The sequence below is a fragment of the Halorussus salilacus genome, from assembly GCF_024138125.1.
Lineage (GTDB): Archaea > Halobacteriota > Halobacteria > Halobacteriales > Haladaptataceae > Halorussus > Halorussus salilacus.
Map to the genome: position 1 here is coordinate 224,522 of NZ_CP099993.1, position 18,058 is coordinate 242,579.

The following is an 18,058-nucleotide window of genomic DNA, read 5'->3' on the forward strand; positions in this document are numbered from 1 at the left end:
GGTTCGAAAGTGACAGCTATGCCACACGGACAATCGGCGGTTCGGAGGGTACAAACCTGAATGCGGCTTCTCGTACGACTTTCCGCGCGTGCAAACGCGGTGTACGACGAAGCGTACCACCACAAGCTTCGCGGACGGCTCTGGAACGCGCTAGAGGGGACCGAATTCGGCGAGTCCCACGACGCGAACGTCCCCTCGGAGTTCTGCTACTCCAACCCGTTTCCACCGAGAGACATGGACGAGGGCGACAGACGGACGCTCCTCGTCGCGTCGCCACACGAGGAACTACTGAGCCACGTCGCCCGGGACCTCAAAGCCGACCGCGAGTTCAACGTCGGCGAGATGCCGTTCCGTGTCGAGGACCTGAGCGTCCTCGCGCCGGATGTCGGCGAACCCGGAACCTCGGGCGTTATCGAGACAGGGACCGGCGTCGTCGTTCGTATCCCCCAGCATCGATTCGAGGACTACGACATCGACCCCGACGGGAACGCCGCGGCGTTCTGGCGACCGGAGTACACGACCGAGCCGTTTCGCGTGCAGGTCCGGAACAACCTCGACCGCAAGCACGGCCGTTTCTATCCCGAGCGACCCGGTCCGAGCGACCGCGAGGGGCCGCTGTTCGATTCGCGGGAACTCATCAAGACCTTCGCGCTACCGGTGACCGTGACCACGGGCGAGGTGATGACCTACGTCCTCAGCAAGTGGAGGTTCGAGTACACGGTCCGGAACGACCATCACCGACGCCACCTGAACCTCGCGCTCGACTGCGGTATCGGCGAGCGGAACGCGCTCGGCTTCGGGTTCCTCAACATCGTGGAGGACGAGGATGGTTGAACCGACTGACCTCCGCGAGGTGTCACCGACGGACATCGAGGACGCGCTTCCCGACCGGCAGGTCACCTCGCTTCGAGACATCGAGGCCCTCTACGGCGAACTCTACACCCTCGCAACGGCGGGCGGCGGCGAGTACGCGAAGTACCTCACGCCCGACGCCGCCGAGGACTTGCTGGGCAAACCGTCGGTCCTCGCGGTTCGCGTTGACCTCCGCGGGGAGACACCGACGCTCGACGCCGACCGGCCCGTGGTCTGCTGGCAGTACACCGAAGACCTGATTCCGAGGCTCTCCCACTCGAAGTACGCCTCGGCTCGCGGCGTCGACCACAGTCTCACCCACAAATCCGGCCGGGACAACGAACGAGAGAAACTGGCGGCTCACGCCCGAGACAGACTCACGCGCTGGCCGACCGAGGACGCGGTCCGTGAGGTCGCCGAAGACCACGACGACGGCTGGCTCGTCGACGCGCTCGCCACCCTCGGAGAGAGCGAGTCGGTACGAGACGCCATCTCGGGCTCCGACCGGATTCCCGACGAGCGGACGATGCTCGTCACCGTCGCGTTCCGACTCGACGCCGACGAGCGGAACGTCGCCCGAACGGCGGCGTACGACGGGAGCGAGAAGTGGCACCTTCCGGGCGAGTTCGAGGTCTTTCAGGAGGCGATGGCCGCCAGAAAGACCCGGAAGTTCAAGGCCAAAAACGAGGCCGACGACGCGGTCGGCCTCGGGACCTGCTTCGTGAACGATACCGACGAGGCGGTCTACGGCGTCGTCGACGACCCCCTGAAGTCGTACCTCTCGAAGCAGGCCGAGAAGTTCCCGCGGTTCGACTCCGACGAGTCGTGGCGGACCCAACCGATGGGTCGAGACGCCGCAATCGCGGCTCAGAACGCCGAGACGTTCCTCGACGCCTGTCAGTACTCGGGCGCGAGAGGCGCGTCGGTGTACTACCTGCCGTATCTCCGCAAGACGCCAGACGCCGACGACGCGAAGCGGCTGTTTACGGTGCTGGCGAAACTCACCAACGTCGACGGGGACAGGAGCCGGACCCCGGTGGAACGGACCTACGAGAGTGCCGACGGAGTCCCCGACCATCTCCGGTACGCGGTCCTCGTCGTCCACAAGTACCAGAAGGACAGGTGGCGGCTCGTCGCCGGATCGACGAACGTCTCGGACGTCGAGACCTCCAAACTGGGCGCGGCCCACCGGGCGGTCCTCGAAGGCCCGTCGTTCGGCGACGGTGGGGCCTTCCAGACGAACGACGAGTGGGCGCTCACGAACCCGGACCGCCCCGAATCGGCGTTCACCGGAATGGTCTCGAAGCCGGGGTACTTCTTCCGGACCTGCGCCGAGACCGACGACGACGAACCGAGCGCCGACGACCTTCGGTTTCGAGCGACCGTCGCCGCCATCTCGGGCGGGACGATACGAATCGAGTCGTTGCTCGAATCGTACGTCGAGCGGCTCGCCGAGGAGTTCGACACCAGCGACGGGTGGTTCCCGCGTGACCTCGTCGCATCGCAGTACGCACAGTTCGCCGCGCTCGCCGAACGAGGAGTGGTCGAAGCCAGCGGCGAAACGACCCGGATCTTGGAGCAAGCACCAGACATGACTCCCGAAATGAGCGGGACGGAACCGTCCCGCATCGAGAAGCTAGACGAGTTCATCGACCGACATCCCGCGTTGGAGATCAGAGACGACTACGAGAATTATGAGCGCCGCGGCGCGTTCGTTCTCGGTGCGCTCGTGGGTCGCGTCACCCAGTACCAGCGGTACGAGGACAAGAGCATGACCGCGGTCAAGCGCCACCCCATAGACAACCTCACCAAGCACAACGTCGCGCGAACCGCGACCGACGTAGTGGGCCTGAACGTGACCTACGGGAGCGAAGACGGCGGAAGCAGTCGCATCCGCGACGAACTGGCAGGTCGCGTCTGCGACGACCTCCAGCACGCCGACCCGGAGGACTGGGACATCACGACCCAAGACCTCCGATTCCACTACGCGATGGGCATCGCTTACGGACTGAACGACACATCCGACTACGAGGAGGAAGACAACGATGACTGACTACACCCCCGTCGAGAACCGCTCGGAGATCGTGTTCCTGTACGACGCAGTCGACGCCAACCCCAACGGCAACCCCCTCAGCGGGGCGAACCGCCCGCGAATCGACCCCCACACCAAGCAGGCCATCGTCACGGACGTGCGCCTGAAGCGCTACCTCCGCGACCAGCTCGAAGCCGACGGCCACGGGGTCTACATCACGAGCTCGCGCGAGCGCGACGAGAACGCGAAACAACGCGAGCAGATGATAAAGGACGCGCTCGGCGTGACCGACGCCGACGACATCCCCGAGGACCCCTACGGCGAGTTCCTCGCCAACGCCGCCGACGTTCGGCTGTTCGGCGCGACGATGAGCATCGACACGAAGGACGACAACATCATCGGAAAGATCGAGGCAGACCTCCCCGACCACCTCACCGGCCCGGTCCAGTTCTCGCCCGGAAAGACGCTCCACCCCGTCGAGATCAACGAGGAGTACAACAGCCTCACGAGCGTCATCGCTACGGGCGACGACAAAGAGCAGGGCGGGTTCGACCTCGACGACCACCGAATCAAGTACGGACTCGTGGGGTTCCACGGCCTCGTCGACGAACACGCCGCCGAGAACACCAACCTCGCCGAGGACGACGTGCGCCGACTCGACACCCTCTGCTGGCGCGCCATCAAGAACCAGACCATCACGCGGAGCAAGGTCGGCCAAGAGCCCCGCCTTTACCTCCGGGTCGAGTACGACGAGGAGAGCTTCCACCTCGGCGGATTGACCCACCTCCTCGACGTGAGGGGCCGGGACGACGCCGACGAGGCAGGAAGCGACCGCAAGGACCCAAGCGAGTTCCGGACCGTCCACGACGTGGAAGTCGACGCGAGCGACCTCGTGGCGCGACTCGGCTCCCACGCCGACAAGGTCGAGACGGTCCACGTAGTCGAGAGCGACGTGCTCTCGGTGTCGGTCGGCGACGCGACCGGCGAGGAGTTCGAACCCGAGAGCCTCGTCGACGCGCTCGAATCCGCGCTCGGCGCGGATTCGGTCCGGTCGGTCGACGTGTACGACGAGTACGAAGCGACTCGCCCGTAACCCATGCCCCAGACCCAACTGGGTTCGTACGACGAGGCCGACGACTCCCACGACTCCGACCGGTCGGCAGGCGACCGGTCGGCGAGAGGCACCGACGACTCGCCGAGTCGTCGGTGCCTCTCGCTGACCGTTTCCGGACCGTGGGGCCACTTCCGGCACGTAGACGGCAACACCATCAAGCGGACCTACCGAATCATGCCCCGGACGACCGTCGCGGGGATGCTCTCGGCGGTCGCGGGCTACGACCGCGACAGCTACTACGACCGCTTCGGCCCCGAGGTGTCTGGCATCGCGGTCGAACTCATCGGCGAGATTCGGACGATGAACCTCCCGGAGAACAGCCTGACGACCTCCAGCGAAGGGCTGAAGACGGTCAACAGTCGCGGGAAAGTCAGTATCACCTATCCCGACCCGAACGCCGACCGCCAGCGGGTCAACTACGAGGTGCTGGTCGACCCCGAGTACCGAATCGACGTGTGGCTCGACGACGACGAGGCCTACCACCACCTGAAGTCGATGCTCTCGGAAGGGAAGTCCTACTACGCTCCCTCGCTCGGCCTCTCGGAGCATCTGGCCGAAATCGAGTACCACGGCGAGTACGATGTCGAACCGATGGCCGTCGATTCCGAGGAAATCGTGACGGTCGAGTCGGCGGTCCCCGACGCCGACGGCGTGGTTCCCTCGCCCGAGACGACCTACGGCACCGAGCGCTCGCCGGGCTACATGACGAAGACGACCGGCGAAGGGGAGTTCACGGGTCGAAAGACCACGGGCTTTCTGACCTACACCTACAGTCCGAGCGGAGCGCCCCTCGACGTGAAGGGCGTCGAACCGGTCGAGGTGGACGGCCGAACGGTGGTCTTCGTGTGAAGGTCCACCGACTCGACGACGACGGGACGAACTTCGTATATCCCTGCTATCGGTGTGTGAGGTGCGTGACCCACCCGACTGTCCTGTCCCATCCCTCCGAGAACGACGACCCATCCGTCCCGCTGGAAACTCACCTCTCTCAGGTCGGGACTCGCGCCCGCGAGGTCGTTCCCGACGGCGCGACGACCAGCGCGGGCGACGACCTCGCGGAAGTCGCCGAACTGCTCGGTCGACTCCACGACTTCGGGAAGCTGACGACGTTCTTTCAGGCGCACGTCCGCGACGAGCCGACCGACAGGCCGACCCATCACGCTCGGCTCGGCGCGTTCGTCACGTATCACGCGCTCTCACAGTGGGGCGTGAGCAAATCGACGCGGCTGGCGGGGACCGTCGCGGTCTGGCGACATCACGGCGACCTCCCGAACGTTGCGGTCGGCATCGCCGAGACCCTCGCGTCCGAGAACCTCTGCGACGCAGTTTCCGAGCAGGTCGGTGATATTTGCGACCACCGGAGTGACCTCGCCGGACGTATCCTCGCCGACGTTCTCGATGACGGCGGTTCGTGGGACGCGTTCGTCGAGCGCGGCGTCGAAGATGTCAGAGCGACCATCGAGGACGAGGTGACGTACCTCGATGTCGTCGACGACGAGGACATCACCGCAGAGACCTACGCCGACATGCTCCAGCTGTCGAGCGCACTCGTCCTCGCCGACAAGACGCGTGCTGGCGGACTCGACGACGACCGTCTCGAACCCGAGCCGCTCGATCTGGACGACCTCACCGACCACCTCGAAACCCTCGGTGGCGACGAACGAAACGACCACGAGAGAGCGCTCAACGGCCTCCGCGCCGAGGCCCAATCCGAGGTCGTCGAGAACGTCCCGCAGTTCCTCGACGCCGACGAATCGGTCGCAACCGTCACGCTTCCGACCGGTTACGGCAAGACGCTGGTCGGCCTCCGTGCGGCACTCGAAATCCAGCGACGGCGCGACACCGACGGTCGAATCGTCTACGCGCTCCCGTTCACCTCGATAATCGACCAGACGGCCGAGACGCTTCGGGAGGTGTTCGACGCCGACCCGCTGGGCCGAACGCTCACCGTCCACCACCACCTCTCGGAGACCGCGACGCTCCCCGAGCGCGGCGGAGACGACGAGGACCGAGCCGACCCGGACGAGCCGACCGACCAGCACGCCCGCGAGGACGTGCTGGTCGGCGAGAGCTGGCGGTCGGGAGCGACGCTGACGACGTTCGTCCAGCTGTTCGAGAGCCTCGCCGGACCCGAGAACGCCCAGAGCATGAAGCTCCCCGCACTCTACGGGAGCGTCGTCATCGTGGACGAGCCGCAGGCGCTACCGCTGTACTGGTGGCCGCTGGTCGAGCGCCTCGTGGGACTGTTGACCGAGGTGTACGACGCGCAGGTCGTCCTGATGACCGCGACCCAGCCAGAACTGGTGGACGAGCCGTTCGCGCTGATTCGGGAGCGAGAGCGCTACTTCGACGGGGAGCTTCCCGACCGGGTCGAGTACGAGTTCGACGCGAGCGCGACGGCCCGAGACGACGAGACCGTGGTGGGCCACGAGGAAGCCGCCGTCCGACTCGTCGACGAGGCGGCTGGCGGGACCGACTCGACGCTCGCGGTCTGCAACACCATCGACAGCGCGCGCGAGCTTTCGGAGGCCCTCGAAGACCACGTCGGCGACGACCTGCTCGACGTCAGCGACCTGTACCGACGGGCCCTGCGAGGCTCGTTCGGTGGCATTCCGACGACCGAACCGCGCGGTAGCGAGACCGTCGCGACTCGGGAGCGAGCGCGGTTCGTCAGGCGCGTCGCCGACGCGGATGCCGACCTCGCTCTGGTCCATCTCACGACCCGGATTCGGCCGTGCGACCGCAGGGCGCTTCTCGACATCGCGTCGGACCTCACCGGGGAGGACGTGCCACTCGTCGTGGTCTCGACCCAGCTGATCGAGGCTGGCGTGGACATCAGCTTCGACCGGGTGTACCGGGACCTCGCCCCGCTCGATAGCATCGTGCAGGCCGCCGGGCGGTGCAACCGGTCCTACGAGCGCCGCGACCGCGGGACCGTGACGGTCTGGCGACTCGGACCACCCGGCGACCGCGAGAAACCGCCGTCCGCGGCAGTGTACGCGCGTGTCGAGAAATCCACCGAACAGAACCTGATCAACGCGACTCGGGAGGCACTCGAATCGGCGGTCGAACCACGAATCCCGGGAGACCTCGACGGGGCGACGGTTCCCGAGTCGGTTCTCACCACCCACGCAGTCGAGGCGTATCACCGACTGGTCGGAGAGGGCGTCGAACCCGACGGCAACGACCCCGTGAACTACTACGAGAGCGCCGAAGCCGCATCGCTCCGGAAGGAATCGCTTATCGATCAGGTCCTCTCGTTCGAGGTGTACGTCTGTCGGACCGACGCCGAACACCGACTCGTCTCGGACCTCCGGGAAGCCCGCCGCGAGCGGCGATTCGACGAGATCGACCGGCTTCGATCCGACCTCACCGAACTGCGCGTATCTGTCCCCGTCTATCGGCGCGATTCGGAGGCCGCGAGAGTGCTCGCCAACATCGACCCGCTGTTCTCGCTCGACCGCGGGACGAACTGGGGCGACGAGACCGAGCGCGTACTCGACCGCTCGGCGTCCGACACCGAGTTCGGGAAGTACTTCCACCCCCGAGACGGAGTCCACTTGCCCGAGAGTAACGTGGAGGCGCGATTCTTCTGACCGACGACGGTATCGGAGGCGACCCGACCGAGGACTACCCGACCGAAAAGCGGCCGCCCGAGGACGACCCGGTCGAACGCCTCCTCCGAACGGCTCGCGACGAGGCCGTCACCGACGAGTTCCGCGTGACGGGCGTGATGATGCAGTACTACGAGGTGTGCGAGCGCGAACTCTGGTTCCTGAGCCGTGACGTCGAGATCGACCGCGCGAATCCGGCGGTCGTCCGTGGTACCCACGTCGACGAGAGTGCCTACGACGAGAAGCGCCGCAACTTCAGCATCGACGGTACCATCGCGCTCGACGTACTCGACAGCGGGCAGGTCGTGGAAGTCAAGCCGTCGTCGTCGCTGGTCGAACCCGCGAAGCTCCAGTTGCTGTACTACCTCTGGTACCTCGACCGCGTGGTCGGCGTCGAGAAATCCGGGGTTCTGGCTCATCCGACCGAGCGCCAGCGCGAGACCGTCGAACTCACCGATGAGAACGCGACTCGGGTCGAGGACGCGATTCGAGGCGTCCACGCGGTCGTCACGAGCGACTCGCCGCCGCCAGCCGAGGAGAAACCGTTCTGCGAATCGTGCGCGTACTACGACTTCTGCTGGAGTTGCTAACATGGACAGGAACTACCACGTCTTTTCCGACGGCCGCATCGAGCGAAACGACGACACCGTCCGCCTCGTGACCGAAGACGGCGAGAAGAAGTACCTCCCCGTCGAGAACGCCGAGGCGCTGTTCCTCCACGGGCAGATCGACTACAACACGAGACTCGTCTCGTTCCTGAACGACCACGGGGTCGCCATGCATGTGTTCGGCTGGAACGACTACTACGCTGGGTCGATAGTGCCCAAACGGGGCCAGACCTCGGGACAGACGCTGGTCGAACAGGTCCGCGCCTACGACGACCCCGAGAGACGTCGCGACCTCGCCGCGAAGTTCGTGGCGGGGAGCATCCACAACATGCAGACGAACGTACAGTACTACGACAACCGCGGGCACGACTTCGGCCCGATACGCGACCGGCTCGACGCGTGTCGGTCGGCCCTCGACGACGCCGAGAGCGTCGAGGAAGCGATGGGCGTCGAAGCCACTGCCCGCCGGGCGTACTACTCGACGTTCGACGAAATCCTCCCCGAGGAGTTCGTCTTCGGCGGTCGGAAGTACAACCCCCCGAACAACGAGGTGAACAGCCTCATCTCGTTCGGCAACTCCCTCGTCTACGCCAACGTCGTCTCTGCGATTCGCGCGACCGCACTCGACCCCGCGATAAGCTACCTCCACGAACCGGGCGAACGGCGCTACTCGCTCGCGCTCGACATCGCCGACCTGTTCAAACCCCTCCTCACCGACCGGGTCGTGTTCCGACTCGTCAACCGAAACCAACTGACCACCGACAGCTTCGAATCCGAACTCAATTCGTGTCTCCTGACCGACGCCGGGCGCAAGACGTTCTCGAAGGCGTTCGAGGAGACCCTCGAACGCACCGTCGAACACCCGCGACTCGACCGCAAGGTGAGCTACCAGTACCTCCTCCGGATGGAGGCGTACAAGCTCAAAAAGCACCTCCTGACCGGCGAGGAGTACGTCCCCTTCGAGCGGTGGTGGTGAGCGGTGGTCTACGTCATCGTCGTCTACGACATGCAGGCCGACCGCACGCACCTCCTGCTCAAATTCCTCAGGCGCTACCTGACGCACGTCCAAAACTCCGTGTTCGAAGGGGAGGTGACCGAAGGCGACCTCGAAACCATCGAAACTCGAATCGACTCGATTCTGGAACCGGACGAATCGACCATCATCTACGAGGTCTCGTCCGAGAAACTCCTCCAACGAGAGGTCTTCGGCGACGACCCGACCGAAGACCAGCGTTTCCTGTAGCTGTCCGGCGCTTCCGTCGGAGGTGCGTACTCCGGAGCCCAAGCGATAGTCGATACCCCGTCGTCGACCCCCCGGGGGTTGGGAGGGTATTGGCGGTCGACGGAAATGTTGATGTACGAGCAGTGGGTACGGTGGGGTGAGGCCCCGAAATGGGGCATGGTTTCAGCAGAACCCTTGTGGGATTGAAGCACCCCGCAAATCGGGCATGGGACGTTGCTCATAGGGTTTCAGCAGAACCCTTGTGGGATTGAAGCGTCCTCGGTCTGCCCGAGTCCTACGGCGAGCCGGAGGTTTCAGCAGAACCCTTGTGGGATTGAAGCCGCACCTGCCGCCGCTTCGACCTGTTCGGCGAGGTCGTTTCAGCAGAACCCTTGTGGGATTGAAGCCGTCTCGCCCGAGCTGGTGATGTCTTGGCGGGTTTCCGTTTCAGCAGAACCCTTGTGGGATTGAAGCCACGACCTCCGCCGGACGTGGGCCACGTCGCTCCGGGTTTCAGCAGAACCCTTGTGGGATTGAAGCGTCGAGGACGGTGGTAGCTCATGAACGCACCCGGAGTTTCAGCAGAACCCTTGTGGGATTGAAGCCCTCCTCCGGAACTTTACCGTATTGCTCGCGGAATTGGTTTCAGCAGAACCCTTGTGGGATTGAAGCATCCTGGCGGTCCTGCTCGACGCGGTCGTCGGTTGGGGTTTCAGCAGAACCCTTGTGGGATTGAAGCTAGGTCCCATCCGGTACTCTCGATATTATACGTGGGTTTCAGCAGAACCCTTGTGGGATTGAAGCAGGTCATCGAGGGCATCGACTCGTTCGGCGGTCTCTTGTTTCAGCAGAACCCTTGTGGGATTGAAGCAGATGTAACATCTACTTTTTCAGAATCACCGCCACCTGTTTCAGCAGAACCCTTGTGGGATTGAAGCATCTGGTATGATAAGGCTATCTGTATCACAATATAGTTTCAGCAGAAACCTTGTGGGATTGAAGCAAAAGTTAAAGCTATTTCAAGAGATGATGGGTCTTAGTTTCAGCAGAACCCTTGTGGGATTGAAGCGAACAAGCTTCTCGAAATCTGGCAGAACAATCAGGTTTCAGCAGAACCCTTGTGGGATTGAAGCGTGCGGTCGGAGCAGAAGTATGGTGAGACGGTTTTCGTTTCAGCAGAACCCTTGTGGGATTGAAGCAGCTGGTTCGTCCGGGTCGCCTCGGTCGTCGCTGTCTCGGGGTTTCAGCAGAACCCTTGTGGGATTGAAGCATGGGTTGAAACGGCCACGAACGTCGAGAAAACAGCCGTTTCAGCAGAACCCTTGTGGGATTGAAGCGTCGTTCATGGTGTTAGTTCGCTATGGAGTACGTGGTTTCAGCAGAACCCTTGTGGGATTGAAGCCTGGGCGAGCCGGTCCTTGATGAGGCCGGGGACTTCGTTTCAGCAGAACCCTTGTGGGATTGAAGCGTCGACAAGACCGGGCTGAAATCCGCGTCGTTCTACGCGTTTCAGCAGAACCCTTGTGGGATTGAAGCCCCTAATCCCCGGTAAGACGCGCTTAAACCCGATTAGTTTCAGCAGAACCCTTGTGGGATTGAAGCCTCATCCCAATTTAGAGTTATCTGCGATGGGGTACCGTTTCAGCAGAACCCTTGTGGGATTGAAGCTTGAATAAACATATAATGTATCATTATATATAGCAGGTTTCAGCAGAACCCTTGTGGGATTGAAGCGCGGTATCAACCACGGGGTCCACGTCAAATACGGCGTTTCAGCAGAACCCTTGTGGGATTGAAGCTTGTACGCGGTTTCGTAGGAGCACCCGACGTAGTCGGCGTTTCAGCAGAACCCTTGTGGGATTGAAGCATCAGCACCATCCCATGACGCCGTAGTCGTCGTGAACGTTTCAGCAGAACCCTTGTGGGATTGAAGCCGGGGCGGTTCGTCGATGGAAGTAGTCAATATCACCGGGTTTCAGCAGAACCCTTGTGGGATTGAAGCGATCCAGCCGCCCGTGATGCTCGACAGCTGGCGGAGTTTCAGCAGAACCCTTGTGGGATTGAAGCCGTACGTCGGGCCGACCGCGGGCGACATTGCGAAGTTTCAGCAGAACCCTTGTGGGATTGAAGCTCCTCGTACCCCATCTACTCGTCACCTCCGACGAACGGTTTCAGCAGAACCCTTGTGGGATTGAAGCCGCGACTGGATACACCTGATGCTCACCGCGCTCACCGGTTTCAGCAGAACCCTTGTGGGATTGAAGCGTCGTGAGGGGTCTCGTCAGTCATCGGCGGTGGTCCAGTTTCAGCAGAACCCTTGTGGGATTGAAGCAAGGGCGCTGAGGTAGCGGTTATCGATACGTGGCAATTGTTTCAGCAGAACCCTTGTGGGATTGAAGCTGGCCACTCAACGTCTCCAAGCGGGTCGTCCAACCATGTTTCAGCAGAACCCTTGTGGGATTGAAGCAGGAAGTGGGCCACGGTATCAGCGTAATCCGCGCCCTGTTTCAGCAGAACCCTTGTGGGATTGAAGCGAGATAGCGGTCGACGTGGTGCAGGGGTGGCGACGAGTTTCAGCAGAACCCTTGTGGGATTGAAGCACCGTCGACTGCGCGAACGAAGCCGTCGCCCACCGCGTTTCAGCAGAACCCTTGTGGGATTGAAGCTCGTCGAGTCCGTCGACGGACGCCGTCACATCTTCAGCGTTTCAGCAGAACCCTTGTGGGATCGAGTATCAAGCAAGAATCGCAAAACTCACCGCGGAAATCCCGCCTCCGGCCGACCTACTCTTCGCCGCCCGCCTCACCGCCCACGATGGCCGCCACGTCGGCGTGGTCGTGGAGCAGGTCGCGCATGCGCGCTACCGTCTCGGCGTCGCGGGTCCGGCCGCTCCGGACCACGTCCTCGGCGCGCTCGATGGTGGTGAGGGTGTCCGACTGGACGAGCAGGACGGGGACGCCCCGTTCCTCTGCCGCGCCGACGATGGCCCCCGGCGGGCGGAAGCCCCCCGTGAGGATGAGACACTTCACGCCCGGCGCTTCGAGCGCGACCCGCTGGAGGTCGGGGCGGTCGCCGCCGGTGATGAGCGCGGCGTCCTTGGTCCGACGGAGGTGCCGGAGCGCGGAGTCCCCGGACATCGCGCCGACGAGGAACCGCTCGACGAAGGCGTCGGCGGGCGCGTCGGTGAGCTGTTCGGCCGACAGCTCGTCGGCCAGCTCCGCGACCGTGACGCCCGCCAGCGCCTGCTCGCGCGGGACCACTCCGAGGACGGGCACGCCGCGGCCTTCGAGAAACGGCGTGACCTCGGTTTCGAGGTCGTCGAAGCTCCCGTCCGGGACCGCATTGAACAGCACGCCGAGCAGGCGGTCGCCGATGTCGTCGGCCGCCGCGAGCACCTCGTCCACGTCGCCGCCCCGCTCGTAGCGCGAGAGGAGCAGGACCTCGGCGTCGAGCAGTTCGGCCACGTCGGCGTCGGTGAGGTCGACGATGCCGCCCGTGGTGAGTTCGCCCCCGCCCTCGATCACCATCAGGTCCTTGCCCTCGGCGAGGGTCTCGAAACTCTCGCGGACCCCCTCGCGGAGGTCGTCGGGGTCCTCGCGGCCGCGGATGGCCTGCTCGACGAACGTCGGCGAGTAGACCACGGGTTCGAGGTCGTGCATCTCGGCGTCGAGGCCGAGCAGTTCGCGCGCGAGCATCGGGTCCTCGTCGAGCGTCTTGCCGACGTTGCTCTGGAGCCGGGTGCCCTTCGGTTTCATGTAGCCGACCGAGAGGCCGCGCTCGGCCGCGAGCTTCGCGAGCGCGAGCGCGACCGCGGTCTTTCCTGTGCTCTCTGCGGTCGAAGTGACGAGTACTGTCTTCATGCGTTGGTCCTCATAGTTCGTCTGTGTCCACGGTGAGTCGCACGTCCACGGCGGCCACGCCGTCGGGCCCGGCCACCAGCGGGTTCACGTCGAGTTCGAGTATCGCGGGGAAGTCGGTCACGAGCTGGGAGAGCCGCTGGAGGCTCTCGACCACGGCCTCGCGGTCGGCGGGCTCGCGCCCGCGAGCCCCCCGGAGCAGGGGAGCCGACCGGATACCCTCGACCATTTCGGTGGCCTCGCGCTCGCTGACGGGCGCGACGCGGGTCTCGGTGTCCTCCAGCACCTCCACGAAGATTCCCCCGAGGCCGAACAGCAGGAGCGGCCCGAACTGGGGGTCGCGGTTCATCCCGATGATGGTCTCGGTGCCCGAATCGAGGTCCACCATCTCCTGTACTTGGACGCCCAGAATCGTGGCGTCCGGCTGGTAGTTCCGGGCGCGGGTCACGAGGTCCTCGAAGGCGTCGTACACCTCCTCGTCGGGGACGCCGACCCGGACGCCGCCGATGTCGGACTTGTGGAGGATGTCGGGGCTGACGATCTTCATCACCACGTCGCCCTCGATGCCCTCGGCCGCCGAGACGGCGTCCTCGGGCGTCTCCGCGATTGTCCCCTCGGGCGTCGGGATGCCGTAGGCGTCGAGCAGGCCCATCGCCTCGACGCCGAGGCGGTTGTCGCCGCGGTCCTCGGCGCGTTCGAGAATCTCGCGGGCGCGCTCGCGGTCCACGTCGAACTCCGTGGGGTCCTCGTAGTCGCGCTCGCGGATGTCGCGGTACCTGACGAGCGCGTCGAGGCTCCGGACCGCGCGCGCGGGGTCGAAGTAGTTGGGGATGCCCCGCTCGCGCAGGACGGCCTTCGCCGACTCGGTCCGGTCGCCGCCCATCAGCACCGCGGCGATGGGCTTGCCGTGGTCGGCCTGCAACTCGGTGATGGCTTCGGCGAGGTCGTCGAAGTCGATGACCGCGGTCGGGGCCGACAGCACGACGGCCGCGCCGACGTTCTCGTCGCCCAGCGCGAGGTCGAGCGCCCGCTCGAACCGGTCGATGTCGGCGTCGCCGATGGCGTCGATGGGATTGTAGATGTTGGCCTCCTCGGGCATCGACGCCGAGAGGGCTTCGAGGGTCTCCTCGGAGAAGGAGGCAAGCGAGAGGTTCGAGTCGCCCACCGCGTCGGTGGTCATCACGCCCGGGCCGCCAGCGTTGGTCACGATGGCCACGTCGTCGGATTCGGGCAGGGGCTGGCCCGCCAGAATCTGGGCGAAGTCGAACAGCTCCTGGACGTTCTCGACCCGGAGGACACCGGCCTGTTCCAGTCCGGCCTCGTAGGCCTGCTCGCTCCCGGCGAGGGTGCCGGTGTGCGAGGAGACCGCCTGCGCCCCGGCCTCCGTGCGGCCGGATTTGACCATCACGACCGGCGTCTCGGCGGTCGCCTCGCGAGCGGATTGGATGAACGACTGGCCGTTTTCGACGCCCTCCAGATACCCCAGAATCACGTCGGTGTCGGGGTCGTCGGCCCACGCCTCGACGAAGTCGGTCTCGTCCATCACGGCCTTGTTGCCAAGCGAGACCACGTCCTTGAAGCCGATGCCCTCGTCGTTGGCCCAGTCGAGCACCGCGGTGATGAACGCCCCCGACTGGCTCATGAACGATATCGAGCCGGGCAGGGCGTTGTCGGGACCGAACGTGGCGTTCATCCCCGAGGGCGTGCTCATCACTCCCAGACTGTTCGGGCCGACCAGATTCAGGCCGTACTCCTCGGCGACCGCGGTGAGTTCGCGCTCGCGGCTCGCGCCCTCGCTTCCGGTCTCGCCGAACCCGGCCGTGATGACGACCACGTTCCGGATTCCGGCCTCGCCGCACTCGGCGACCGCCTCGACCGCGATTCCGGGCGGCACCACCACGACCGCCAGTTGCACCTCGCCGGGTATCGACCCCACGTCCGGGTAACAGTCCAGCCCGAACACGTCGTCGTAGTTGGGGTTCACCGGGACCGTCTCGCCAGCGAAGTCCGCCCGAAGGTTCTCGACGATGGCGCGGCCGATGGACCCCTCGCTCTCGGTCGCACCGACCACCGCGACCCTCTCGGGTGCGAACAGTCCGGCTACCCCTTCTGATCCGGTGTTCTCGTCCACGAGTGTGAGTTCGCCGGGTTCTCGCTTAAAAGTGGCGTCCGGTTCCGAGCGACCGGGAATCGGCTCGCCGGACTTCCGCCCGAATCCCGGGAGCCTCGGCCGCGAACGGTCCCCGACCGACGGACCGTAAGCGGTTCCTGACCGGTTTCAGACCGGGTCATCGCACGCCGTCGCCCGTCGTCGCTCCTCTCGCCCGCCGTCGAACGCCGTCGCTCTTCTCGCCCGCCGTCGCACGCCGTCGCCCGTCGTAACGAGGACTATTTACTCGGAAGCGAAATCAAAATCTGTGTCCTCGACGGGGTGAGAGCGGTAAATGGTGCATAATTATACGTCCGCGTACGCTGTCTTCACTCGATGTCAGAATCCGGGACCAGAACACTCCCGACGGCACTCCCCGACCCGGCCGACGCCGACAACGTCGCGTACGACCCGTCGCTCGACCGGCTGCGCGAGTTCTCGTCGAACCTCGAAACCACGACGGAGTTCGGCTCGCCGTCGTACGTGAGCGACGAGCGCTCGCGTAACGCCGACAAGACGAAGAACGCCGTCGACGACGACTTCGACGCGAGCGACTACGCCCGCATCGAGGACGCCGTCGAACACGCCAGCGAGGCCGAGATGGTCTGCGTCGACCGCCGGATGGGCCGCCACCCCGACCACTCCTACGTCTGTCGCCTCTACGTCTCGAAGGAGTACGCCCGCATCGCGCTGGCGTGGGCGAAGCTGTTCGAGCCTGTCTCCGGCGACGCCGACCCCGACTTCGTGACGGTGCAGGTCCCCGAGTACGACGAGACCGCCATCCGCATCCTGCCAGAGGAGGGCGTGACCGCGGTGCTGGGAAGCGACTACACCGGCGAGGCCAAGAAGTCGTTCCTCCGGCTGTTCATGTACTACGCCAAGAAGCAGGGCGGCCTCGGCCTCCACGCCGGGAGCAAGCGCGTGACCCTCCAGCACGACGACGACGGCGACCTCGACGAGGTGGGCCAGCTGTTCCTCGGCCTCTCGGCCACCGGCAAGTCCACCCTGACCGCCCACGGCCTCTGGCTCGACGACCCCGAGGAGGCCACCATGCTTCAGGACGACGTGTGCGCCCTACTCCCCGACGGGACCGTCGCCGGGAGCGAGGGCAACGGGCTGTACGTCAAGACCATCGGGCTGGACGCCGACGAACAGCCCGCGATGTACGACGCCGTGACCGACGAGTCGGCGGTGCTGGAGAACGTCGACGTGGCCGACGACGGGACGGTCGACTTCGACAGCGACCGCCACACCTCGAACGGCCGGGCGGTCATCTCCCGGGAGTGCCTCTCGTCGGCGGGCGAGGACATCGACCTCGACTCGGTCGACCAGGTGTTCTTCATCACGCGCAACCCCACGATGCCGCCGGTCGCGAAGCTCTCGCCCGAGGAGGCCGCCGCGGCGTTCATGCTCGGCGAGTCGATACAGACCAGCGCGGGCGACCCCTCGAAGGCTGGCGAGTCCATCCGCGTGGTCGGCACCAATCCCTTCATCCTCGGGTCGAAGGGCGAGGAGGGCAACCGCTTCCGGGACCTCGTCGCCGACCTCGACGTGGACTGCTTCGTGATCAACACCGGCCACCTCGGCGAGCGGTCGACGGACGTGGGCGTCGCCGAGTCGGTGACCATCCTCCGCGAGATAGCGCGCGGGACCGTCGTGTGGCGCAACGACGAGACGCTGGGGCTCACGATTCCGGCCGAGGTGCCGGGGATGGACATCGAGGAGTTCTACGTCCCCGACCACGTCGAGGACTTCGAGCGCGAACAGGAGCGGATGCGGACCGAGCGGCGCGCCCACCTCTCGACGTTCGAGGACCTCGACGACGAGATCGAAGACGCCGTGTACTGAGGCGGGCGGTCGCGGCGTACCGAGCCTCGACCGCGGCGCTCGTCTCGAACGGTTCGGGAGTGAGCGCCCGGAAAGCGGCTACAGTTCGGCCGCGAGCGTCAGGATTCGCTCGATCCGCTCGTCGGACTGGTATCGGACCGTGCCCGACCGCGGGTCGTGCTCGACCAGTCCGTGGCGCTCCAGCTTCGGCAGGTGGACGTGATGCAGTCTCGCCCGGACTACCCCGGTCGACGGTGACTCCGCTTCGCCGCCGTCGGCCACGACGCGGGTGAGGTGGCGGCTCAGCTCCTCGACCGTCGCCACCTCGGTTTCGGCGGAGACGAACCGGTCGAGTATCGCGCGTCGTTCCCGACTCGCGAGCAGGGCGAACTCCCGGTCGAGTCGGTCTGAGTCGTCGTGCATTGTGGAGATGAGTCCTCGATTCATCGAGCTACGTTCCCGATGGACCTTCGCCAGCCTGTTTCGACCGTGAGGTCTTGCCAGTGGCGTTGTCCCGCCTCATCACGCTCTGTTCATATCACCGATACTTTCTCGACGAATCGCACCTGAGGCGTCGAGTCGTCGGGTCTGGACAGTCACCCGTTTCCTCACACGCCCGGGACCAAATCGAGCGCACGGCCGGACGGTCCGGTCGAGTCCGTCGTCGTCCCCGTCGACCATAGGCGTCGCTCGACGGTCGGTTCCAGCGACCCGCCCGGCGGTCTCCGTCGAGCGAGGTCGGTACTCTCGCAGGAACCTGCCGGGAAGGGCAGGTTCGGCGCA

Annotated in this window: 12 protein-coding genes and 1 CRISPR repeat array; of the genes, 9 read left to right on the forward strand and 3 right to left on the reverse strand. The window is 65.0% G+C overall.

Going from position 1 to position 18,058, the window contains the following annotated elements:
• Window positions 1–60 precede the first annotated feature (60 nt).
• From cas6 to cas2, 8 genes are all read left to right on the forward strand, one after another.
• Window positions 61–834 (forward strand): CRISPR-associated endoribonuclease Cas6, encoded by a 774-nt coding sequence (cas6, locus tag NGM10_RS01215; RefSeq protein ID WP_253480948.1) that lies wholly within the window; start codon window positions 61–63, stop codon window positions 832–834.
• A complete protein-coding gene (locus NGM10_RS01220) occupies window positions 827–2,905 on the forward strand; it encodes a TM1802 family CRISPR-associated protein (RefSeq protein WP_253480949.1) in 2,079 nt (692 codons plus the stop codon). Before cas6 ends, NGM10_RS01220 begins: the two co-directional genes overlap by 8 nt.
• Window positions 2,898–3,977, forward strand: a complete 1,080-nt coding sequence (cas7b, locus tag NGM10_RS01225) for a type I-B CRISPR-associated protein Cas7/Csh2 (protein ID WP_253480950.1) — start codon at window positions 2,898–2,900, stop codon at window positions 3,975–3,977. The genes NGM10_RS01220 and cas7b overlap by 8 nt, the downstream gene beginning before the upstream one ends.
• A 3-nt stretch (window positions 3,978–3,980) precedes the next feature.
• Window positions 3,981–4,847 carry a type I-B CRISPR-associated protein Cas5b gene (cas5b, locus tag NGM10_RS01230; RefSeq protein WP_253480951.1) on the forward strand — a complete coding sequence of 289 codons (867 nt, stop codon included), beginning with the start codon at window positions 3,981–3,983 and terminating at the stop codon, window positions 4,845–4,847.
• 65 nt (window positions 4,848–4,912) lie between these two features.
• Window positions 4,913–7,594 (forward strand): CRISPR-associated endonuclease Cas3'', encoded by a 2,682-nt coding sequence (locus tag NGM10_RS01235; RefSeq protein ID WP_253480952.1) that lies wholly within the window; start codon window positions 4,913–4,915, stop codon window positions 7,592–7,594.
• A 125-nt stretch (window positions 7,595–7,719) separates the two neighbouring features.
• Window positions 7,720–8,202, forward strand: a complete 483-nt coding sequence (locus tag NGM10_RS01240; RefSeq protein WP_368408640.1) for a CRISPR-associated protein Cas4 — start codon at window positions 7,720–7,722, stop codon at window positions 8,200–8,202.
• A gap of 1 nt (window position 8,203) precedes the next feature.
• Window positions 8,204–9,196, forward strand: coding sequence for a type I-B CRISPR-associated endonuclease Cas1b (gene cas1b, locus NGM10_RS01245; RefSeq protein ID WP_253480953.1), 993 nt, complete (start codon window positions 8,204–8,206; stop codon window positions 9,194–9,196).
• 3 nt (window positions 9,197–9,199) lie between these two features.
• A complete protein-coding gene (gene cas2, locus NGM10_RS01250; RefSeq protein ID WP_253480954.1) occupies window positions 9,200–9,463 on the forward strand; it encodes a CRISPR-associated endonuclease Cas2 in 264 nt (87 codons plus the stop codon).
• A 159-nt stretch (window positions 9,464–9,622) separates the two neighbouring features.
• Window positions 9,623–12,176: direct repeats of the CRISPR family, unit length 30 nt; unit sequence GTTTCAGCAGAACCCTTGTGGGATTGAAGC.
• A 49-nt stretch (window positions 12,177–12,225) separates the two neighbouring features.
• On the opposite strand, the gene NGM10_RS01255 is transcribed toward cas2, so the two are convergent.
• Window positions 12,226–13,302, reverse strand: coding sequence for a phosphotransacetylase family protein (locus NGM10_RS01255; RefSeq protein WP_253480956.1), 1,077 nt, complete (start codon window positions 13,300–13,302; stop codon window positions 12,226–12,228).
• A 10-nt stretch (window positions 13,303–13,312) separates the two neighbouring features.
• Window positions 13,313–15,430, reverse strand: coding sequence for an acetate--CoA ligase alpha subunit (gene acs / locus NGM10_RS01260; protein WP_253480958.1), 2,118 nt, complete (start codon window positions 15,428–15,430; stop codon window positions 13,313–13,315).
• Between the two features lie 354 nt (window positions 15,431–15,784).
• Here acs and NGM10_RS01265 point away from each other — a divergent pair, with 354 nt between their 5' ends.
• Window positions 15,785–17,296, forward strand: coding sequence for a phosphoenolpyruvate carboxykinase (ATP) (locus tag NGM10_RS01265; protein ID WP_253480960.1), 1,512 nt, complete (start codon window positions 15,785–15,787; stop codon window positions 17,294–17,296).
• A gap of 78 nt (window positions 17,297–17,374) precedes the next feature.
• Here NGM10_RS01265 and NGM10_RS01270 read toward each other — a convergent pair whose 3' ends face one another.
• The gene (locus NGM10_RS01270) at window positions 17,375–17,698 is read right to left on the reverse strand and encodes a DUF7344 domain-containing protein (protein WP_253480962.1); all 324 of its coding nucleotides are present in this window, start codon (window positions 17,696–17,698) and stop codon (window positions 17,375–17,377) included.
• Between the last annotated feature and the right edge of the window lie 360 nt (window positions 17,699–18,058).